The sequence below is a fragment of the Bradyrhizobium sp. 153 genome, from assembly GCF_023073835.1.
Taxonomy (GTDB): domain Bacteria; phylum Pseudomonadota; class Alphaproteobacteria; order Rhizobiales; family Xanthobacteraceae; genus Bradyrhizobium.
Window position 1 is genome coordinate 85,085 of record NZ_JADPKH010000007.1, and the last position, 21,132, is coordinate 106,216.

At 64.3% G+C, this 21,132-nt stretch carries 17 protein-coding genes; 12 read left to right on the top strand and 5 right to left on the bottom strand.

Going from position 1 to position 21,132, the window contains the following annotated elements; translation table 11 throughout:
• Positions 1-19: 19 nt before the first annotated feature.
• The 5 genes from IVA91_RS01725 to IVA91_RS01745 all read right to left on the bottom strand — a co-directional run bounded on the left by IVA91_RS01725 (position 20) and on the right by IVA91_RS01745 (position 7,042).
• On the bottom strand, positions 20-3,256 hold the full coding sequence (locus tag IVA91_RS01725) for a cytochrome P450 (protein WP_247279831.1): 3,237 nt from the start codon (positions 3,254-3,256) through the stop codon (positions 20-22).
• A 123-nt stretch (positions 3,257-3,379) separates the two neighbouring features.
• Entirely contained in the window at positions 3,380-4,375 is a 996-nt protein-coding gene (locus tag IVA91_RS01730) for an alpha/beta hydrolase (RefSeq protein WP_247279832.1), read from the bottom strand.
• A 10-nt stretch (positions 4,376-4,385) separates the two neighbouring features.
• Positions 4,386-5,936: a wax ester/triacylglycerol synthase family O-acyltransferase gene (locus IVA91_RS01735; protein WP_247279833.1), complete on the bottom strand. Its 1,551-nt coding sequence runs from the start codon at positions 5,934-5,936 to the stop codon at positions 4,386-4,388.
• Between the two features lie 48 nt (positions 5,937-5,984).
• Positions 5,985-6,785, bottom strand: a complete 801-nt coding sequence (locus tag IVA91_RS01740) for an alpha/beta hydrolase (protein WP_247279834.1) — start codon at positions 6,783-6,785, stop codon at positions 5,985-5,987.
• Positions 6,785-7,042: a DUF6489 family protein gene (locus tag IVA91_RS01745; protein WP_091891548.1), complete on the bottom strand. Its 258-nt coding sequence runs from the start codon at positions 7,040-7,042 to the stop codon at positions 6,785-6,787. Before IVA91_RS01745 ends, IVA91_RS01740 begins: the two co-directional genes overlap by 1 nt.
• A 304-nt stretch (positions 7,043-7,346) precedes the next feature.
• Between IVA91_RS01745 and IVA91_RS01750 the strand changes: the two genes are divergently transcribed.
• From IVA91_RS01750 to IVA91_RS01805, 12 genes are all read left to right on the top strand, one after another.
• Positions 7,347-8,942, top strand: a complete 1,596-nt coding sequence (locus IVA91_RS01750) for an ABC transporter substrate-binding protein (RefSeq protein ID WP_247458280.1) — start codon at positions 7,347-7,349, stop codon at positions 8,940-8,942.
• A 104-nt stretch (positions 8,943-9,046) separates the two neighbouring features.
• Positions 9,047-10,027, top strand: a complete 981-nt coding sequence (locus IVA91_RS01755) for an ABC transporter permease (RefSeq protein WP_247279837.1) — start codon at positions 9,047-9,049, stop codon at positions 10,025-10,027.
• A 10-nt stretch (positions 10,028-10,037) separates the two neighbouring features.
• Entirely contained in the window at positions 10,038-11,009 is a 972-nt protein-coding gene (locus IVA91_RS01760) for an ABC transporter permease (protein WP_247279838.1), read from the top strand.
• 13 nt (positions 11,010-11,022) lie between these two features.
• The gene (locus IVA91_RS01765) at positions 11,023-12,009 is read left to right on the top strand and encodes an ABC transporter ATP-binding protein (protein WP_247279839.1); all 987 of its coding nucleotides are present in this window, start codon (positions 11,023-11,025) and stop codon (positions 12,007-12,009) included.
• Positions 12,006-12,995, top strand: coding sequence for an oligopeptide/dipeptide ABC transporter ATP-binding protein (locus IVA91_RS01770; protein ID WP_247279840.1), 990 nt, complete (start codon positions 12,006-12,008; stop codon positions 12,993-12,995). The genes IVA91_RS01765 and IVA91_RS01770 overlap by 4 nt, the downstream gene beginning before the upstream one ends.
• 81 nt (positions 12,996-13,076) lie before the next feature.
• Entirely contained in the window at positions 13,077-14,882 is a 1,806-nt protein-coding gene (locus IVA91_RS01775; protein ID WP_247279841.1) for a gamma-glutamyltransferase family protein, read from the top strand.
• Between the two features lie 9 nt (positions 14,883-14,891).
• The gene (locus IVA91_RS01780; RefSeq protein ID WP_247279842.1) at positions 14,892-15,602 is read left to right on the top strand and encodes a DUF1028 domain-containing protein; all 711 of its coding nucleotides are present in this window, start codon (positions 14,892-14,894) and stop codon (positions 15,600-15,602) included.
• Positions 15,599-16,588, top strand: a complete 990-nt coding sequence (locus IVA91_RS01785) for an ABC transporter ATP-binding protein (RefSeq protein WP_247279843.1) — start codon at positions 15,599-15,601, stop codon at positions 16,586-16,588. The genes IVA91_RS01780 and IVA91_RS01785 overlap by 4 nt, the downstream gene beginning before the upstream one ends.
• Positions 16,588-17,694 carry a dipeptide ABC transporter ATP-binding protein gene (locus tag IVA91_RS01790; RefSeq protein WP_247279844.1) on the top strand — a complete coding sequence of 369 codons (1,107 nt, stop codon included), beginning with the start codon at positions 16,588-16,590 and terminating at the stop codon, positions 17,692-17,694. The genes IVA91_RS01785 and IVA91_RS01790 overlap by 1 nt, the downstream gene beginning before the upstream one ends.
• Before the next feature lie 22 nt (positions 17,695-17,716).
• Positions 17,717-19,225 carry an ABC transporter substrate-binding protein gene (locus IVA91_RS01795; RefSeq protein WP_247279845.1) on the top strand — a complete coding sequence of 503 codons (1,509 nt, stop codon included), beginning with the start codon at positions 17,717-17,719 and terminating at the stop codon, positions 19,223-19,225.
• 10 nt (positions 19,226-19,235) lie between these two features.
• Positions 19,236-20,177: an ABC transporter permease gene (locus IVA91_RS01800; RefSeq protein ID WP_247279846.1), complete on the top strand. Its 942-nt coding sequence runs from the start codon at positions 19,236-19,238 to the stop codon at positions 20,175-20,177.
• Positions 20,178-20,181: 4 nt separating this feature from the next.
• Positions 20,182-21,066, top strand: coding sequence for an ABC transporter permease (locus tag IVA91_RS01805; RefSeq protein ID WP_247279847.1), 885 nt, complete (start codon positions 20,182-20,184; stop codon positions 21,064-21,066).
• The last annotated feature ends 66 nt before the right edge of the window (positions 21,067-21,132 follow it).

Here is a 21,132-nt window from a genome sequence, read left to right on the forward strand (position 1 = left end):
AGCACGATCGCGCCCGTGGTCACCCACCCGCCCAAACGTCCAGCACATAGCGGTTGCTCGCGCCCATCTCCTCGATCCAGCGTGCACTGGCCGCGGCATCGCTACCGCTCTTTTCGCGGTGCATCGCGACAAGGGCTGCCTTCACATCGGGCTCCATCTTGCTGCCGTCGCCGCAGACATAGATGATGGCGCCTTGCTCGATCAGCGACCAGACCTTGTCCTTCCGCGCGGCCAGGAGATGCTGCACATAGGTCTTCGGGCCATCGGCACGCGAGAACGCGGTGAAAAGCTCGGTGATGCCGCTTGCCGCCAGCGCCTTCAGCTCGTCTGCGTAGAGAAAATCCTGATCGGGATGGCGGCAGCCGAAGAATAGCATCGCCGGACCAAGAGCAGTCCCCTTCGCCCTGCGCGCAGCGCGCTCCTGAAGGAACCCGCGGAACGGGGCAAGTCCCGTGCCCGGTCCGATCATGATGATCGGCACGGATGACTCGTCGGGGAGGCGGAAGCCGGCCTTGGTCTCACGCACGATGGCGTAGATCGTATCACCCGCTCGCCGGTTCGCCAGGTAATTGGAGCAGATGCCCTTGTAGGTGCCGCGCCCGGAAGCGGCCGGTCCTTCGACCACCCCGACGGTGATGCTGCACCGCGCCCGGTCGACCGACGGGGAGGACGAGATCGAGTAATAGCGCGGCGCGAGCAGCGAGAGCATTTCGAGATAGACGTGGAACGGCAATTCGCAGGCCGGATATTCGAGCAGCAGGTCGAACACCGATTTGCGTCTGGCCAAGATCTCGGTGCGGTAGAGCTCGAGTGGCTCAGCCTCCTCCCCGACAAACGCCAGCAGCTTTGGTTTCGTCACCGGGCAGCGCGTGTGCTCCGCCATGATCTGGATCTGCTTCCGTGTCGCGACCTGCTGCAGCTCGACGAACTCACTGAGCAGACGGCCGACCGACACGGCCTCGCCGACGGGCAATTGCGCCCGGCGGCCTTCGGCGACCTGAAGCCGGATCTGATCGGCTGGCAGGAAGCCGAAGCGGCGGGCGACCGAATCTACCAGTGTCGGGTCGTTGCGCGGGACCACGCTCAAATGATCGCCGACCCGATAGGTGATGTTGGACGGCAGTTGCACCTCGATATGGCGCGTCGAACGCTCCGACGGATTGGGCCCGCTTCTGTTCTGAAGCTCGTCATTGACCAGAACCTTCATCGCGACAGCACCGCCCTGGGCCACGATAGTGTTGACGTCGGTCACCGCCACCGGCTCGATTGCATAGAGCGGATCGTCCTCCGCGGTGCGGGTGAAATTCCAGTCGATGCCGAATTCCTTGGTCGCGACCTGGGCAGCCGCCGGAAACCATTTCTGGAATTGGCCGTCAAGATCGCTGCGCGCATCGCCCTCGCCGCGCGGATAGACGGCGCGCGCGCCATGTGCCGACAATTGCTCGTCGATGAAGCGCGGCACCGACTGATACGTCGCTGCCCAGTCGCTGTTGCCGCAGCCGAACACGGCGTAGCGCACATTGGCAAAGGCGTCCTTCGGCAAATCGCTGCCGAGCCATTTGACGAACTGCGTCGCATTGTCAGGCGGTGCGCCGTTGTAGGAGGCGCAGATTATCAGTACGCCACCTTCCTGCGGCAGCTTGCCGACGTAATCGTCGAGCGGGCCGAGACGCACGGCAAAGCCGTTGATCTCAGCGAGGTCGGCCATGCGCGTCGCGAGTTCCTCGGCGGTGCCGAGATTGGAGCCGTAGAGCACCAGCATCGGCGTGTTGTGGCCGGGCCGGGCGGCCGGCTGACGCCGTCCTTTGGGTGCCGAAGCCACTGCCACGACTGGTCCGCCAAAGGCACCGCGCTCGCGATCGGCGCGCGGGCGAACCTTGATCTTGAAACCCTCCGGCTTGATCGTCAGCGTTTCCTTCAGGTGCATCTGATAGCGCTGGTGATCGATCAGCTTGAAGCGCTGGAGGATCATCCCGAGCGCAAGCGCAGCCTCGTGCATGGCAAAGCCCCGGCCGATGCAAGCCCGTTGGCCGTTGCCGAACGGCTTCCAGGCATTGATCGGCCGTTTGGCTTCCGCCTCGCGGCTGAAATTCTCGGGATCGAAGGTATCAGGGTTCGGTCCCCAGACTGAGGGATCGCGATGCAGCGCCGTCACCAGGATGGTGGTGAACGTGCCCTTCCTGAGCTTGTACTTGCCGCCGCCGATGGTCTCATCGTTGAGCGGCGAGATACCATAGGCTGGCGCCGGCGGCCACAGCCGCAGCGCCTCCTTCAGGATCTGCGTGATGTAGGTGAGCTGCGTCACCTGCTGATAGGTCGGCTTCGCATTGACGTCGGGACCGAAGACGCGGTCGACCTCGTCATAGGCCTTCTTGAGGATGTCCGGATGCTTGAGCAGTGCATAGAGCGTGTAGGACAACAGGCCGCTGGTGGTCTCGTGGCCCGCGATCAGGAAGGTGTTGATCTGGTAGCGAATGTTGACGTCATCGAGCTGCTCGCCGGTCGCGCGGTCGATGCCGGTCATCATCGCGGCCAGCATGTCCTTCTTGTCGTCGATCTCGTCCGCACTCTTGCGTCGTTCTGCAATGATCTCGTCGACCATCTTGTTCATGAAGGCGACGTCTTCGGCCAAGGTCTTGCGCCTCTTCTGCATCCAAAGCTGCTCGAAGGGCAGGCCACGCGTCATCATGATGGTTTCGAGCGAGCGCACCAGCGACTCGACGTACGGGTGGTAATCGCGGCGGTAGAACGAGTTGAAGCGGTAGTCGAAGCCGCACAGGCCGATTGTGTCCAGCGTCAATGCGGTCATGTCGTGGACGACATCGATCTCGTCGTCGGCGTTGAGCCGCTCCCACTTCTGGACGAGCTGCTCGGCGATGTCGACCATGCTCGGGTGATACGACTGCATGGCCCGGTTGCCGAACGGCTGGAGCAGGATGTTGTGCGCCTTGCTCCAGTTCGGCTCCTTGGTATCGGCCGTGAACAAGCCGTCGCCACCGACCGCACGCACACGCCGCAGCGCACCGCGCACCGTCTTGTCGAAGCGCTTTTCGTCAGAGAGCTCGTCGACGAGGTCGTGGCCGGAGACGACCACGATCGGCGAGCCCATCATGTCGAGCCAGAAGATCGGACCCAGCTCTTTTGCGAGCCGCGTCAGGTGCTGCACGGGGGCGGCCGAGTCCAGCGACAGCATGTTGCCGACCACCGGCTTGGTCGGCGGATGCGGGATCGGGTCCAGTCGGTTCTTGGATGACATCAGAAGTGCTTCCCCCTGCCTCAGGCGTCGATCTCGTCATTGCGAGGAGCGAAGCGACGAAGCAATCCAGACTGCCTCCGCGGGCACATTCCTGGATTGCTTCGCTGCGCTCGCAATAACGGCCTAGCCGAACCGCCTTCTACGCCATTCGATCAGCTTGGCACTGACCTCTTCCGGCTTCTCCTGCTGCGTCCAATGGCCGCTGTCCTTAACGAGATACTTCTCGAGATCGGGAATCAGCTTGTCCATGCCATCAGCGGAGGATGGCGGCAACACCGCGTCGTTCTCGGCCATGATCATCAGCGACGGCACGCGGACCGTATGATCGAGCCCTTCGGAGCGCGCCCAGTTGCGCGACATGTTGCGGTACCAGTTGATGCCGCCGGTAAAACCCGTTTTGGTGAAGGCATCGACGAAGACTTTCTTCTCTTCCGGCGACAGGATCGGCGTACGCGGATCGTGCCTCGCATCATAGCCGGCAATCATCTGCGGAAATGCCAGATTGAGCCGCGGCGAAGCGCCGACACCGGCAACCACCTCCTCCGGCGGGGTGTCGGCCGGGCGCGGCACCGGCTTACGCATGAACGCATCGAAAGTCTGTTCGACACGGCTGCCGAAAATCCTGTCCGGCTCGCGCGCCGGATCCTGGAATTGAACGATGTACATCTTGTCGCCGAAGCGTGCGCGCAACAGCTCGATCGGATCGGCCCAGGCGCGATTGGTGTGGGGCGTGTTGATGCCGACTACCCCGGCGACCCGGTCGATGTGCCGCAACGGCATCTGCCAGACGATGAAGCCGCCCCAATCGTGACCGACGAAGATCGCCTTATCGATCTGCAGATGATCAAGCAGTCCGACGAGATCGCCGGTCAGGTGCTCAATGTCGTAGGCCTCGACCGGCTCGGGCCGGTCGGTCGCACCGTAGCCGCGCTGGTCGGGCGCGATCACGCGGATGCCGGCCTCGCTCAGTGCCTTGATCTGGTGGCGCCAGGAAAAGGCGAGCTCGGGCCAGCCGTGGCACAGCACGACCGGCGGCTTGTCGTCTGCCGGGCCAGCCTCGTAATAGCCCATGCGGATTCCGTTCGTCGTCGCGAACTTGAGCGGCGGCATTTCAATCATCGCGAACTCCTTATTCCGCAGCGCGCTTGATGTCGGCCGCGGGCGGCGCATAGGCCGCCTCCAGTGCGGCGAACTCTTCCGGCAGCATGTCGCACATCACCTGCACATGCGGAATGATGTTGGCGCCGACGATGAAGCCGAAATCGAGCTGGTCCCGATAGCTCTGCACGGTGATGTTGAGCGCCTGCCCATGCGTCGAGATCGAGACCGGAAAAATGTGCAGAAGCTCGGCCCCTGCAGCATAGAGCGTCTGCCGCGGTCCCGGGACGTTGGACACCGTGATATTGGCGGCCGGCGGCAGCACGTCGGACAGGTTGGAGCGGCCGTAGAGCAGCGCCAGGATCTGCACCATGATCGGGGCACCCAGCATCGAGATGTTGGAGACCTGCGGCATCAGCGCCCGCAGTGGATGCGACATCTCTTTGGACTTGGCCGATTGCGCGATGATGGCTTCCAGCCGCGCCTTTGGATTGTCGATGTTGGTTGCGATCGAGCAGATCATGCCGAACACCTGGTTATTGGCCTCGGTGTTGCCCTCCTCGCGCAGCGAGATCGGCACCGCCGCAGTCAGCGATTTCGCCGGCAGCGTGCCATATTGCTGAAGATAACGGCGGACCACGCCGGAGGCGAGCGCCAGCACGACGTCATTGAGCTTGCCGCCGGCCTGCTTGGCCAGCGCCTTGGCCCGCGACAACGAGATCGATACGCCGGCGAAGCTCCGCTCCGACGAGATGGTCTTGTTGAGCATGGTCGGCGGCGACACCATGCTGGCGAGGCTCTCGCGCGATTTCGGATCTGCGACCTTACCGAGCACGTCGGAGACGCTCTTGAGCACCGTCGGGATGTTGCCGGCAAACCGCACCGCGCTCTCGATCTGGTACATCGCATTGTCGAACAGGATCGAGCCGATGTCGCTCTTGCCGGTACGCGGCAATTGCAGGTTCTTCGCGGCCGCCGACGCGTCGAGCGGCTGGCTGAAAAGCTGTTGATAGGAATCGAGCAGGTTGGCCGCGATATCGCGCGGCTCCTGTCCGGGCTTGGATCCAGCCGTCGGCGGATCGACCTTCCGCGGGATCGGCGAGATGTCATAGATCATGTTGGTGAAGGCTGCACCGGCGCCCCCGTCGATGGCGGCATGATGCATCTTGGAATAAAGGCCGACCTCGTTGTCCTTCATGCCCTCGAACACGTAGAACTCCCAGAGCGGACGGGCCCGGTTCAGGAGCTTGGCATGCATCCAGCCGACGATGCGTTCGAGCGTGGCGCGGTCGCGCGGCTGCGGCAGGCTGGCCCGGAAAATGTGACGATCGATGTCGAACTGATCGTCCTCGACCCAGGAGGGATGATCGATGTCCAGCGGCGCCTTCTCCAGCCGCGCCTTCAGGATCGGCGCGATGTGCAGGCGCGAGACGATCATGGCCTTGAAGTCTTCGAAGAAGTCGCCCTTGTAGTCGTCGGGCAGGCGAAAGATTGCCATGCTTCCGACATGCATCGGCATTTCCGGCGTTTCCAGATAGAGAAACGACGCGTCCAGCGACGACAGCTTCTTCCCGTCAGCCATAATTCCCTCCCGCAAGACTAGACGGGCGCCTTTGGTCGGCGCTTCTCGTCAGGCCGATACTGCCTGTTCCGCCGGGGCATATGCAATGGCAAACGGCCCGGCCCGGTCAAATGGCCGGAATTCCCCCTCCGATTGCGCCAGGCGGTCCGCCACGGCCCATAGCGCCGCGGGATTGACCCCGAGCCCGATATGGCTCGCCAGGTGCACCTCGATGTTCTCGGCACGGGCAGAGGGACGGAGCAGACAGGTCCGCCAGTTCACGATGCCGTCGGCACGCGAATAGATCGAGCTCGTGGGCACCGGCAGATCGCCGGCGAGCGCCTCGCGCTGTTCGGCAAAATCCTCGACCCGCTCGCCGGACAGCGCCTCGTACAGCCGCGTGACGTTGGTCGCCCGTACGTCGTTGGCAAAAGGGCTGCCGAGCGTGACGACATAGCGGACCATCTCCGGCGCCTGAAGTGCGAGATCGCGGGCATAGACGCCGCCGAGGCTCCATCCGATCAGGCTGACCTTGCGACGCGACGCGGCGTGGATCTCGGCCAAGCGCATGCGCAGCGAATCCCGCATCCGCCCGAGCCCGCCGAGATTGCGGCCCATCCGCCAGGCATGTGCCTCATAACCGAGCTCGCTGAGATAGCGTCGCATCGGTGCCATCGAGAGATCGCTGGCGAGGAAGCCCGGCAGCGCCAGCACCGGATGGCCGTCGCCCCTGGGCGCGCGCATCAGCAGCGGTGACAGCAGCAGGCTCGCATTGAATTCGAGCAGACCCCGAGCCTCGGCAAGTAGCAGCCCGATACCCGGCGGACGAAGCCGGCCGGAATCCCGCGTCCCGTCCGGCCCTGATGACACTATTTCTTCTTGTCGCTGCTGCGCGTGCCGCCGAGGCCTGCCATCGCGACGAACATGTCCTGAAACCGTTCGGCGAGCTTGGGATCGTATGTAAACCAACTCTGCACCAACGATTCAGGCGAGACCTTGTCGATGTTGCTCAGGACCTGCTGCTGCAGCTTGTCCATCACCGCCGTCTGCATCGGCGACACGTCGGGCAGTCCAAAGAATTGGCGGGCCTCGAGGGGAGTGCAGTCGATTTCGATATTAACCTTCATGTCCCCTCCGGATGAGATTCGAGCGGCCTGCCGGCAGTATCGCCGCGAGTTGTGGTGCGACGCAAGCGCCTGATGCCGGCGCGACATGTCCCGACCCGCAACGGCCGAATATGGTCAACCAAGTCCAAAGTCGTAAGCCGCCCAAGCCAGGCGGCACGATCAGCATTGCTGCACAGCGGTGCAACTTGGCGCGTTCCTTGCTGGAATGGCGCTTGCACGGGTCGAGAACTCTGGGCAACATGGATTGATCGGCCGGCCGAACAAATCAAAAATCACCGGCACGGCAGTGTGGAGAGGGTCAAGAATGTCAGTAGGTCGAAGTCTGTTTGTGGCGACGCTCGCCGGTATGGCTGCGTTCTCGGTCTCGCCGGCGAAGAGCCAGACACTACGCTATGCCAACCAGGGCGACCTGAAGTCGCTCGATCCCTATACCCTCAACGAGAGCACCACCCACGCCCATCTCGGCCACGTCTATCAGGGCCTCACCGCGCGCGACAAGGATCTCAAGATCATTCCGGCGCTGGCGGAAAGCTGGGAGACGCCGGAGCCGACCCGCTGGCGCTTCCACCTGCGCAAGGGCGTGAAATTCCATAACGGCGATCCGTTCACCGCCGACGACGTGCTGTTCTCCGCCGATCGCGTCCGCAAGAAGGGGTCCAATATGCAGACCCGCCTTGCACCCGACGTCAAGGTCGTCAAGGTTGACGACTACACCGTCGATTTCGTCCTGCCCTCGCCCAATCCCATCCTGCATTCGTCGTGGGATGTCTGGTATATCATGGACAAGAAATGGGCCGAGGAGAACAACGTCGTCGATCCGACGCCGGTGGCGGCAACCACGCCGAGCTACGCCTCGCTCCACGAGAACGGCACCGGCCCCTTCATCATCGAAAGCCATCAGCCCGGCGTGAAGACGGTGTTCAAGGCCAACCCCAATTACTGGGGCAAGATGGATGGTAACCTGAAGGAGATCACCTTCACTCCGATCGCCTCCGACGCCACCCGCGTTGCCGCGCTGCTCTCGGGCGAAGTCGACGTTATCGAGCCGGTGCCGATCCAGGACATCTCCCGCGTCGATTCCAGCCCGAATGCCCAGGTGCTGAAAGGGCCGGAACTGCGCACCCTCTTCATCGGCTTCGATCAGACCCGCGACGAGTTGCTCTACTCCAACATCAAGGGCAAGAATCCGTTCAAGGACGTCCGCGTCCGCGAAGCCTTCTACAAGGCTATCGACATCGAGCTGATCAAGACGCGCGTGATGCGCGGGCTGTCGACGCCGTCAGCTCTGATGATTGCGCCGGAACTGTTCGCGCTGTCCAAGGAGTTCACGCGGCCGAAATTCGACCCCGATGGCGCCAAGAAGCTCCTGACCGAGGCCGGTTACCCCGATGGCTTCGAGGTCACCATGGATTGCCCGAACGATCGTTACGTAAACGATGCGGCGATCTGCCAGGCCGTCGTCGGCATGCTCGCCCGTATCGGCATCAAGATCAATCTCCTGGCGCAGCCGAAGGCGCAATACTTCGCCAAGGTGCTCAAGCAAGGCGGCTACCAGACCTCGTTCTATCTCTTGGGCTGGACGCCGAGCACGATGGATTCCCACAACGTGCTCTACGACATCATGGGCTGCCGGGACGATGCGAAATCCTCGCGCGGCGAAGCCAATCTCGGCGGCTATTGCAACAAGGAGTTCGACGCCATCACCGACAAGGTGCTGGTTGAAACCGACACCGCCAAGCGCAACCAGCTGATCAAGCAAGCCTACGAAATCGCCAACAAGGACTGGGCGTACATCCCGCTGCACCAGCAGGCGCTGGCCTGGGGCGTATCGAAAAAGGTCAACCTGCCGCAGCGCGCCGACAATCTCGTCATGTTCCACTGGGCGACCAAGAAGGAATAGCCTCCGTTGAACACAAGGTCCCGGCAGCATCAGGCCTCCGGGACCTTTCCTTTTCCGGCTGACAAAGGCGTCGGCCAGACACACACTCAAGGACAGTGGAAGGCATGCTCGCTTTCACTCTTCGCCGCGCCGTTCAGGCCATCGGCGTCATGTTCGCCGTCGGCATCATCGCCTTCTCGATGTTCCGTTTCGCCGGCGACCCCGTCAACCAGATCGTCTCGATCGACACGTCGGCGGCCGAACGCGAAGCCGTGCGCAAGTCGCTCGGCCTCGATGATCCCGTGCCGGTGCAGTTCGTGCGCTATTTCGCCGATGCCGCGCAATTCAAGTTCGGCGTGTCCTATCAGTTCCGCCAGCCGGTCTCGACGCTGTTGATGGAGCGCATGCCCGCGACGCTGGAGCTTGCGATCTGCGCGACCGTCTTTGCAATGGTGCTCGGCATCCTGATGGGCGTCTATTCGGCGCTCAAGCGCGACACCGTGCTCGCCAAGTTATTCCAGGCGGTTTCGCTGATCGGCATCTCGCTGCCGACTTTCCTGATCGGTATTCTTCTGATCTATCTGTTCGCGGTGACATTGGGCTGGCTGCCCTCCTTCGGCCGCGGCGAGGTGGTGAAGCTCGGCTGGTGGACTACGGGCCTGCTCACGCTTTCGGGCCTGAAGGCGCTGATCATGCCCGCGATCACGCTCGGCCTGTTCCAGATGACCCTGATCATGCGGCTGGTGCGCGCGGAGATGCTGGAGGTGCTGCGAACCGACTATATCCGCTTCGCCCGCGCGCGCGGGTTGACCACCCGCGCCATCCATTTCGGCCACGCGCTGAAGAACACGCTCATCCCCGTGATCACGGTGGCGGGATTGCAGTTTGGCTCGGTTATTGCATTTTCGATCATCACCGAAACCGTGTTCCAATGGCCGGGCATGGGACTTCTGTTCGTGCAGGCCGTGCAAAACGTCGATATCCCGATCATGGCCGCCTACCTGCTGATGGTCTCGCTGATCTTCGTCACCATCAATCTGGTGGTCGATATCCTCTACACCGTGGTCGATCCGCGTCTACGCGCGACCGTCGGCCGCGCCACGTAAGGCAGCCTGTATGTCCGACGCAGTCGTCTCCAATTCCAATGGGCAGAGCACGCAGCCAGCGCAAACGGCCCGCGGCTGGCTCAGCCGCACGCTCGACAGCGATATCTTCTATTCGTTTCGGCGCTCCAAGCTCACCATGGTAGCGGCGGCCATCACGGTCTTGTTCTTCCTGCTTGCGATCTTTGCATCCGCGCTCGCGGTGCAGAACCCGTTCGATCCGGCACAACTGCAATTGATGAATTCGCGTATTTCACCGCTGTGGACCGCCGACGGCCAGAGCCCGTTCCTGCTCGGCACTGACGAGCAGGGCCGCGACGTGTTCTCCGCCATTCTCTACGGCATGCGCATCTCGCTCGCCGTGGGTGTGGCCGGCGTGATCTTCGCCGGTGCGCTCGGTATCGCGCTCGGCCTGATCGCCGGCTATTTCGGCGGTGCAGTCGATGGCGTGATCATGCGCATCGCCGACGTGCAGCTCACCTTCCCCGCCATCCTGATCGCGCTGCTGGTCAATGGCGTCGCCAAATCGATCCTTGGCAACCGGCTGGATGCCACCAGCATGCTGGTCGTGCTGGTGATCTCGATCGGCCTCAGTTTCTGGGTGGGTTACGCCCGGACCGTGCGCGGTTCCGTGATGGTCGAGAAGAACAAGGACTACGTCGCCGCCGCGCAGCTGATCGGTCTGCCCGCACCGAAGATCATGCTGCGGCATGTGCTGCCGAACACGATGGGCCCGATCCTGGTGATCGCCACGATCAATCTCGCTCTTGCGATCATCACCGAGGCGACGCTGTCCTTCCTCGGCGTCGGGCTGCCCGACACCATGCCCTCGCTCGGCACGCTGATCCGGATCGGCAACAACTACCTGTTCGCCGGCGAATGGTGGATCGTCGCCTTCCCGGGGCTTGCGCTGGCAGCGCTGATCCTCTCGATCAACCTGCTCGGCGACTGGCTGCGCGACGCGCTCAACCCGAAGCTCAGATGAGTACGCCTCGCTCATGACCGTACCTGTTCTCTCCGTGCGTAATCTTCATGTGGAGTTCGCCTCCCGCCGCGGCACGCTGCGCGCCATCGACGGCATCTCCTTCGACATTGCCAAGGGCGAGGTGCTCGGCGTCGTCGGCGAATCCGGCGCCGGCAAATCCGTCACCGGCCTCTCGGTAATCGGTCTGATCGATCCACCCGGCCGCATCGCCGGCGGCGAGATTCATCTCGCGGGCCTGCGCATCGACAATCTGCCGCCGGAAGAGATGCGCCGCATCCGGGGCAAGCGCATCGGCATGATCTTCCAGGATCCCCTCACCTCGCTTAATCCGCTCTACCGGGTCGGCGACCAGATCGTGGAGACGATCCGAACCCATCTCAATCTCTCCGAACAAGCGGCGCGGCGCCGCGCCGTCGAACTCTTGGCCGAAGTCGGCATCCCAGCGCCGGAAAAACGCATCGACGGCTATCCCCATGAATTCTCCGGCGGCATGCGCCAGCGCGTGGTGATTGCGCTGGCGATCTGCGCCGAACCGGAGCTGATCATCGCGGACGAGCCGACGACCGCGCTCGACGTCTCCGTGCAGGCGCAGATCATTTCGCTGATCAAGCGGCTCGGGCGCGACCACGGCACGGCCGTGATGCTGGTGACCCACGACATGGGCGTGATCGCAGAGACATCGGACCGCGTCGCGGTGATGTATGCCGGCCGCATCGCCGAGATCGGTCCCGTGCAGGACGTCGTGAAGAACCCGCTACACCCGTACGCCAAGGGGCTGATGGGCGCGATCCCGACGCTGGCCGGAGACGACAAGCGCCTCGTGCAGATTCCCGGGTCGATGCCGCGCCTGTCGGCGATCCCGCCGGGCTGCTCGTTCAACCCGCGCTGCGCGTTCGCCTTTGACCGCTGCCGCGTGGAGCGGCCGGAGCCGCTCCCACGTGGCGCGCAGTCGGTCGCCTGCCACCTCTATGACAATGTGCCGGCGGAGAGCGCGGTATGAGCGCACCGTTCGTCCAGGCTAGAAATCTGCGCCGGGTGTTCGACGTGTCGAAGCCATGGCTCAACCGCGTGCTCGAAGGCGGGCATCTCGAATATCTCAAGGCGGTCGACCACGTCACCTTCGAGATCAGGAAGGGCGAGACGTTTGCTCTGGTCGGTGAATCCGGTTCCGGCAAGACCACGGTGGCGCGGATGGTCGTCGGCCTGCTGCCGCCGAGCTCCGGCGACGTGCTGATCGACGGCGTGTCGATGACCGATCCGCGACAGGCTCCCGCACGCCGCAAGCTGCGCCGCCGCATCCAGATGATCTTCCAGGATCCGTATGCGAGCCTGAACCCCCGCTTCCGGGTCGACGCCATCATCTCCGAGCCGATCCGCGCCTTCGACCTGATCCAGGGTGAGCGTGACATCCAGTCGCGCGTCGGCGAGCTGCTCAGCCTCGTCGGCCTGCACCCCGACGACCGACTGAAATTTCCGCATGAATTCTCTGGCGGCCAACGCCAGCGCATCGCGATCGCGCGCGCGCTCGCATCGGACGCCGAGTTCATCGTCTGCGACGAGCCGACCTCGGCCCTGGACGTCTCAGTGCAGGCGCAGATCCTGAACCTGATGCGCGACCTCCAGGACAAATTCGGCCTGACCTACATGTTCATCAGCCACAACCTCGCCGTGGTCCGCCACATGGCGAGCCGGGTCGGCGTGATGTATCTCGGCCGCATCGTCGAGATCGCGGAAGGACGCGAGCTGTTCGCCCGTCCGCGCATGCCCTACACCAAGATGCTGCTCGGTGCCGTGCCTGATCTCGCCATGAGCGGCCGCCAGCGCATTCCAGTCAAGGGCGAGATCCCGAACCCGATCAATCCGCCCCCCGGATGCGCCTTCAATCCGCGCTGCCCGCTGGCGTTCGATCGCTGCCGCAAGGAGACCCCCGAACTGATCGACGGCGTCGCCTGCCACGCGGTCAACACCGCGCCGATCCCGGCGTGACGCGCGCGTGCCATGCAACCTGCGCATTTGGCGGCGGGGTGGCCCTGTGATCAATTGCGCGCGCCGCAAATGAGGTAGCCTATGGCCAGCAACATCAATCCCGATCCGTTCACGACGAGACCGGAAATCGAAGGCACCTTCGGGGTCGTCGCCAGCACGCACTGGATCGCGACCGCCGTCGGCATGGCCATTCTGGAGAAGGGCGGCAACGCCTTCGATGCCGGCGTCGCCACAGCCTTCACGCTCCAGGTCGTCGAGCCGCATCTCAACGGCCCCGGCGGCGATGTGCCCATCATCGTCCATGACGTGAAGCGCGGGCGCACCGAGGTGATCTGCGGCCAGGGCCCCGCACCGGCGCGCGCCACCATCGCGCACTACAGGAGCGAGGGACTCGACATGGTGCCCGGCACCGGCCTGCTCGCCGCTTGCGTCCCCGGCACCTTCGAATCCTGGATGATGCTGCTGCGCGACTATGGCACGATGCGTGTGCGCGACGTGCTGGAGCCCGCGATCTCCTATGCGCGTGACGGCTATCCGCTGGTCGAGCGCGCCTGCGCCACAATCCAGACCGTCGAGCAGTTGTTCCGCAAGCATTGGCCGACCTCGGCTGCCGTCTACCTGCCGAACGGTGAAGTGCCAAAGCCCGGTACGCTGTTCACCAACAAGACACTGGCTGCGACCTACTCCCGCATTCTCAGCGAAGCCGAAAGCGGCGGCGGCGGCCGCGACGCCGAGATCGAGCGCGCGCGCAAGGCTTGGTCGCAAGGCTTTGTCGCAGAAGCAATCGACAAATTCTGTCGGACGCAAGAGGTGATGGACGTCAGCGGCTCGCCGCATCGCGGCGTCCTCTCAGCGGACGACATGGCGCGGTGGCAGCCGACGATCGAGGCGCCGCTCACCTACGATTACGGTCGCTACACCGTCTGCAAGGCCGGCGTCTGGAGCCAGGGGCCGGTGACGCTTCAGCAGCTCGCTCTGTTGAAAGGCTTTGCGCTCGATGGGCTCGATCCGACCGGGCCGGAGTTCATCCATTTCCAGATCGAATGCGCCAAGCTGGCATTCGCCGACCGCGAAAAATTCTACGGCGACCCCAAATTCACCGAGATCCCGATCACGACGCTGCTGTCGGATGCTTATAATGACGAGCGCCGCAAGCTCGTCACCGACAAGGCCTCGCTCGACTTCGTGCCCGGCACGGTCGAGGGTTTTGGTGGCGTGGTCAGGCTGCGCCGTGCCGAGGGCCAGCGCGAGGCGGTCGGCGCGCTCGGCGCCGGCGAGCCGACGGTGGGCCGCTTCGGCGAAGTGCGCGGCGACACCGTGCATTTCGACATCATCGATGAGGCCGGCAACATGGTGTCCTCGACGCCATCGGGCGGCTGGCTGCAATCCTCGCCGATCATTCCCGAGCTCGGCTTCTGCCTCGGCAGCCGTGCGCAGATGTTCTGGCTGGAGGAGAACCATCCCGCCGCGCTTGCGCCGGGCAAGCGGCCGCGCACCACGCTGTCGCCGACCATGGCGCTGCGCGACGGCGAGCCCTATCTCGCCTGGGGCTCGCCGGGCGGCGATCAGCAGGACCAGTGGATCACACAGTTCTTCCTGCGCCACGTCCATTGCAACCTCAACCTCCAGGAGGCGATCGACGCGCCGGCTTGGCACTCCGAGCATTTTCCGATCTCGTTCTGGCCGCGCACTGCGCGCCCGGGCGTGCTCGTGGTCGAGAACCGCGTGCCAAAGGCCACGATCGAGAACCTTCGCGAGCGCGGGCATATCGTCGAGGTCGGTCCCGACTGGTCCGAAGGCCGTCTTACCGCGGCCTCGCGCGTCGGCCCCCGTCGACGCGCTGCCGCCAATCCGCGCGGGATGCAGGGCTATGCCGCGGGACGCTGAAGGCAGCACATGACCTGGTCGATCATCGCGCGAGATGCTGCCACCGGCCAGTTCGGCATTGTCGTCGCGACCCGCTTCTTCGCGGTCGGCGCGCGTGTTCCGTACATTGCCGCCGGCCTCGGCGCCATCGCGACGCAGGCCTTCGTCAATCCCTATTACGGCATCGACGGTGTCAAGCTGCTGCGCGAAGGCCTCAATGCACACGACGTGCTCGCCGCCCTGCTCGCGACCGATGACGGCCGCGAAAGCCGGCAGATCCACATCATGGACGCTAGCGGCGACATCGCCGCGCACACCGGGCGCGATTGCGTCGAATGGTGCGGGCACATCGCAGGCAGCGGCTTCTCGATCGCCGGCAACATGCTGACGGGAGCCGACGTGCTCGACGAGACGGCCAAGACCTACATTGCCAACGACAGCCTGCCCTTTCCGCGCCGCCTGCTCGCGGCCATGCGTGCGGGCGAAGCCGCCGGCGGCGACAAGCGCGGCAAGCAGTCGGCCGCGCTGTTGATCCACGGCGAGGAGGAATGGCCGGCGCTCGACATTCGGGCCGACGATCATCCCGATCCGCTGGGGGAGCTCGAACGGCTCGAGCGTGTCAGCCAGGAGCTCTGGGTGCACTTCCGCGCCTCCATGCCGACGCGGCAGAATCCGGCCGGCAACACCGATCGCAGCGTGATCGACGCCAGCATCACCGCAGCCCGCGCAAGACAGTCATGAGCGCCACCCCACTCATCGAGATCAAGGATCTGCGCATCCGCTTCCACGGCGACGACGGCCGTATCACGCATGCGGTCGACAGCGTCGATCTCAGCGTCGCCAATGGCGCGACGCTCGGCCTCGTCGGCGAATCCGGCTGCGGCAAGAGCGTGACTTCGTTGGCGATCATGGGCCTGCTGCCGAAGAGAAGCGCGGAGATATCCGGAGCGATCCGCTTCGAGGGGCTCGACCTCTTGAAGACGCCGGACCAGACGCTACGCGACCTGCGCGGCAACCGTCTGGCGATGATCTTTCAGGAGCCGATGACCTCACTTAACCCGAGCCTGACCATCGGCGAGCAGATCATCGAGACGATCCAGCGCCATCGCGGCGGTTCGCGGCGCAATGCGCGGGAGCGGGCGATCGAGCTCCTGCGCCGCGTCCACATCCCCTCACCGGAGCGACGGATCGACGAATTCCCGCACAAGCTCTCCGGCGGCATGCGCCAGCGCGTGATGATCGCAATGGCGCTCGCCTGCGATCCGCGCCTGCTGATCGCGGACGAGCCGACCACGGCGCTCGACGTCACCTTGCAGGCCCAGATTCTGGAGCTGATGCGCGAGTTGAAGGCGGCGAGCGGTGCCGCCATCATCCTGATCACGCATGATCTCGGCGTCGTCGCCGAAGTCTGCGACGAGGTCGCGGTGATGTATGCCGGTGAGATCGTCGAACGCGCGCCTGTCGACGAATTGTTCTCGGCGCCGCAGCATCCCTACACGGTCGGCCTGCTTGGCTCGATCCCGCGGCTCGATCATCGCGCCGAGCAGCTCGCCACGATCGAAGGCATGGTGCCGAACATGGCACGGCTGCCCGCCGGTTGCCGCTTCGCCGCGCGCTGCCCGTTCGTGCTGGACGCCTGCACCAGGGCGCCGCCGCCACTGCTGCAAGTCAGCCCCGGCCACCTCTCGCGCTGCATCCGTGCGCCGCTCGAACGTTTGGTGTCGTGATGGCACTGCTCGAGGTCCAAGACCTGGTCAAGCATTTCGTCGCCGAACGCTCGCTGTTCGGCCGCGCGCGGGCGCATGTCAAGGCCGTCGATGGCGTCAGCTTCTCGCTCGAGGCCGGCAAGACGCTGGCCCTGGTCGGTGAGTCCGGTTGCGGCAAATCCACCGTCAGCCGCTTGGTGCTGCGGCTGATCGAGCCGGACGCGGGTACGGTTCGTTTTGACGGCCGCGATCTTCTCTCCCTCGACGCCAATGCGCTCCGCGCCTTCCGCCGCGAAGCCCAGATCATCTTCCAGGACCCCTACGCCTCGCTCAATCCGCGCATGACCGTCGGCCAGATCCTGACCGAGCCGCTGGCGCTGCACGATCTGGTGCCGCCGACGCAGCGGCGCGGGCGGGTCGCCGAACTGCTGCGGCTGGTCGGGCTGGAGCCGCGGCTGGAGCGCCGTTATCCGCATGAATTCTCCGGGGGTCAGCGCCAGCGCATTGCCATCGCCCGTGCGCTCGCAGTCGAGCCGAAGCTGATCGTCTGCGACGAGCCGGTCTCGGCGCTGGATGTCTCGATCCGCTCGCAGATCCTCAACCTGCTGCGCGAGCTCCAGGACCGGCTCGGCCTCGCCTATATTTTCGTGTCGCATGACCTCGCGGTGGTCAAGCATATCGCCGACCACGTGGCGGTGATGAATCTTGGCCAGATCGTCGAGACGGCGGAGGCGGACGCGCTGTTCGCAGCGCCCCGCCATCCCTATAGCCGGGCGCTGTTGTCCGCGATCCCCCTGCCCCAGCCGAAAGCGAAACGAACGACCGTCCTATTGACGGGCGAGATCCCGAGCGCACTCAATCCGCCGGCGGGCTGCCGCTTCCATACCCGCTGCCCCTTCGTTGTCGAGCGCTGTCGCATTGAAGCGCCGGAGCTCCTGGCAGACAGCGCGGGCCACGCCGCCGCCTGTCACCGTACGGCAGAGCTACCGTCTACCGACGCCATCCTGCCGGCAGCCGGCGGGTTTTCGCCAGCACTTGCGAAATTGGTCGCGGCTTTCAGCCGAAAGACGGAAGGCGCAGCGGTTTCCGGGGTTGGTATACAAGGCACCGCACCCACCACGACGTAGCCGAAGCAATGGGGACTGCCCGATGAACATGTTTCGCCTGGCCATAACGGCCACCGCCTTCCTGCTGTCGGTCGTAACAGCGCAAGCCCAGACCACGCTGCGCATCGGCCTCGCCGAGGACCCCGACATCCTCGATCCGACCATGGCGCGCACCTATGTCGGCCGGATCGTGTTCTCCGCATTCTGCGACAAGCTGTTCGACATCGACGAGAAGCTCAACATCGTGCCGCAGCTCGCGCTATCGAGCCAAACGGACGACGACGGCAAGGCGCTCGTCATCAAGCTCCGCCCCGGTGTGAAATTCCACGACGGCGAGCCGTTCGATGCCGAGGCCGCCAAGTTCTCGTTGGAACGCCACCTCACCTTTCCCGGCTCGTTCCGCAAGCCGGAGCTGGCCTCGGTCGATCACGTCGAGGTCGTCGATCCCCTCACGATCAAGCTGGTACTGAAGTCGCCGTTCTCGCCATTGCTCGCGCAGCTCACCGATCGCGCGGGCATGATGATGTCGCCGAAGGCGGCGAAGGAAGCCGGCGATAAGTTCGGCCTGCGTCCGGTCTGCGCCGGCCCCTATAAGTTCGTCGAACGCGTGCAGCAGGACCGCATCGTATTCGAGAGGTTCGCGGACTACTGGAACAAGGACAACGTCTTCATCGATCGTATCGTGTTCCAGCCGATCGTCGATGCCACGGTGCGGCTCGCGAACCTGAAATCCGGTGGACTGGACCTGATCGAGCGCGTGCTCGCCACCGACCTCAAGGAGGTCCGCGCGGATTCGCGGCTGAAGGTCGCGACCGCCATCGAGCTCGGGTATCAGGGCATCACGCTCAACATCGGCAAGGACAAGGCCAAGGGGCCACTCAGCCAATCGGCCAAGGTGCGCCAGGCGCTCGACCTTGCCATCGACCGCGAGGCGATCAACCAGGTCGTGTTCAACGGCGAGTTTCAGGTTGGCAATCAATGGGTCAATCCCGATCATCCCTATTATCAGAAATCCCTGCCGGTCCGTCCCCGCAACGTCGAGAAGGCCAAGGCGCTGCTGAAGGAAGCCGGCGTGACACCGCCGGTCAGCGTCGATTTCCTGGTATCGAAGGGCGCGGAGACCGAAACGCCGGCGCAGGTGATCCAGTCCATGGCGGCCGAAGCCGGGTTCGACATGAAGCTCCGCGTCACCGAATTCGCAACCGGGCTGAAGCAGGCTGAGGCCGGCGATTACCAAGCCTTCATGCTGGCCTGGAGCGGGCGCGTCGATCCCGACGGCAACACCTTCGTCTTCCTGCACAGCGGCGCGCCGCAGAATTACGGCGCTTGGAACAATGCGCAGGCCGACAAGGCGCTGGAGGATGCGCGATCGGTGACCGATCCCACCAAGCGCAAAGCCAGTTACGAAGCCCTGGCGAGGCTGGTCCAGGACGAAGAGCCCCTCCTGTACCTCTACCACCGCCGCATCATCATCGCGCATGCGACGAAGCTCGAAGGCTACAGGCAGATGCCTGACGGGCTCGTGCGCGTTATCGGCCTCAAGCTGAAGTGACAATGAAGGGATGCTGAAGTTCCTCGCGCGCCGCCTTGTGCAGATCGTGCCGACACTGTTCTTCGTCTCGGTGCTGATCTTCTCGCTCCAGCAATTGTTGCCGGGAGATCCTGCGCTGGTGATGGCGGGCGAAGAGCGCGATCCTGCCGTGATCGAACAGATCCGGCATCAGTACCGGCTCGATCAGCCCATCCCTGTGCAGTACGCCTATTGGATCAAGGGCGTACTCGCCGGCGATTTCGGCGAATCGCTGCGCAACAAGATGCCGGTGCGCGAGCTGATCGCGCAGAAGCTGCCGGTGACCTTACAGCTCGGCTCGATGGCAATCCTGATCGCTTTCCTGATCGGCATCCCCGCCGGCATTGTCGCGGCGGTGAAGAAGGGCACCGTCTGGGACTATGGCGCCAATTTCTTCGCGCTATGGGGCATCTCCACGCCGAACTTCTGGCTCGGCATCATGCTGATCTTCCTGTTCTCGATCGAGCTCGGCTGGTTGCCGGCCTCGGGCTATGTGCCGCTCACCGAAAACTGGCGCGCGAGCCTGGCTGCCACCATCATGCCCGCCTTCGTGCTCGGCAATGCAATTGCCGCGATCCTGATGCGGCACACCCGCAGCGCTATGCTCCAGGTGATGGAGAGCGACTATGTCCGCACTGCGCGCGCCAAGGGACTGTTGGAACGCTCGGTCATCCTCAAGCACGCGATGCGTAACGCACTGACACCTATCATCACGCTCGGTGCGCTCGAGCTCGGCACGCTGCTGTCAGGCGCCGTGCTGACCGAACAGATCTTCTCCATCCCCGGCTTCGGCAAGCTGATTGTGGATGCGGTGTTCAATCGCGATTATGCGGTCGTGCAGGGCGTGGTGCTGGTGACAGCCACCGTCTACATCACGCTGAATCTCATTGCGGACGTCGCCTATATTCTCGTCAATCCGCGGCTGCGGGGCTAGTGCCATGAGCGACACGACGCTCGCCAGTCCCCTCACGCAAGCTCACGAGCTGGACAGCCCGGCACGCCGCGCGCGGCGGCGCCTGTTCAAGCGCAAGGCCGCTGTGTTTGGCCTCATCGTGATCATCGCGTTCATCCTTCTTGCGGTGCTTGCGCCGGTCCTCGTTCCCTTCGATCCCATCGCGACGAGCTGGAGCCTGGTGCGCAAGCCGCCGACCGCCGCGCACTGGTTCGGCACCGACGAACTCGGCCGCGACATCCTGAGCCGCGTCGTCTACGGCGCGCGAGCCTCGCTGCTCGCGGGCCTGATCTCGGTTGCGATCGCGCTCGGCATCGGCGTCCCGTTGGGCCTCCTCGCAGGCTATCGCGGCGGCTTCACCGACGCACTGATCAGCCGGATCACGGACGCAATGCTCGCCTGCCCGTTCCTGATCCTGGCAATTGCGCTCGCGGCATTCCTCGGCCCCAGCCTCGGCAACGCCATGATCGCCATCGGCATTTCGGCCACCCCGATCTTCATCCGCCTGACCCGCGGCCAGGTGCTGAGCGTCAAGGCCGAGGATTATGTCGAGGCCGCGCGCGCACTCGGCAATCCGCCATGGCGGATCGCATTCTCGCACATCCTGCCGAACATCCTTCCGGCGCTGCTGGTTCAGGCGACGCTGTCGATCGCCGCCGCCATCATCGCCGAAGCGGCGCTGTCGTTCCTTGGCCTGGGCCAGCAACCGCCGGCACCGTCCTGGGGCAGCATGCTCAATGCCGCACAGCGCTTCCTGACCCAGGCGCCCTGGATGGCGATCTGGCCGGGGCTCGCGATCTTCCTCGTGGTGTTGTCGCTGAACCTGCTTGGCGACGGCCTGCGCGACGCGCTCGACCCGCGCCAGCGCTAGCTGTCCCTCATGGTGAGGAGCGCGTTCTTACGCGCGTCTCGAACCATGAAGGCCCGACTGTCCCTG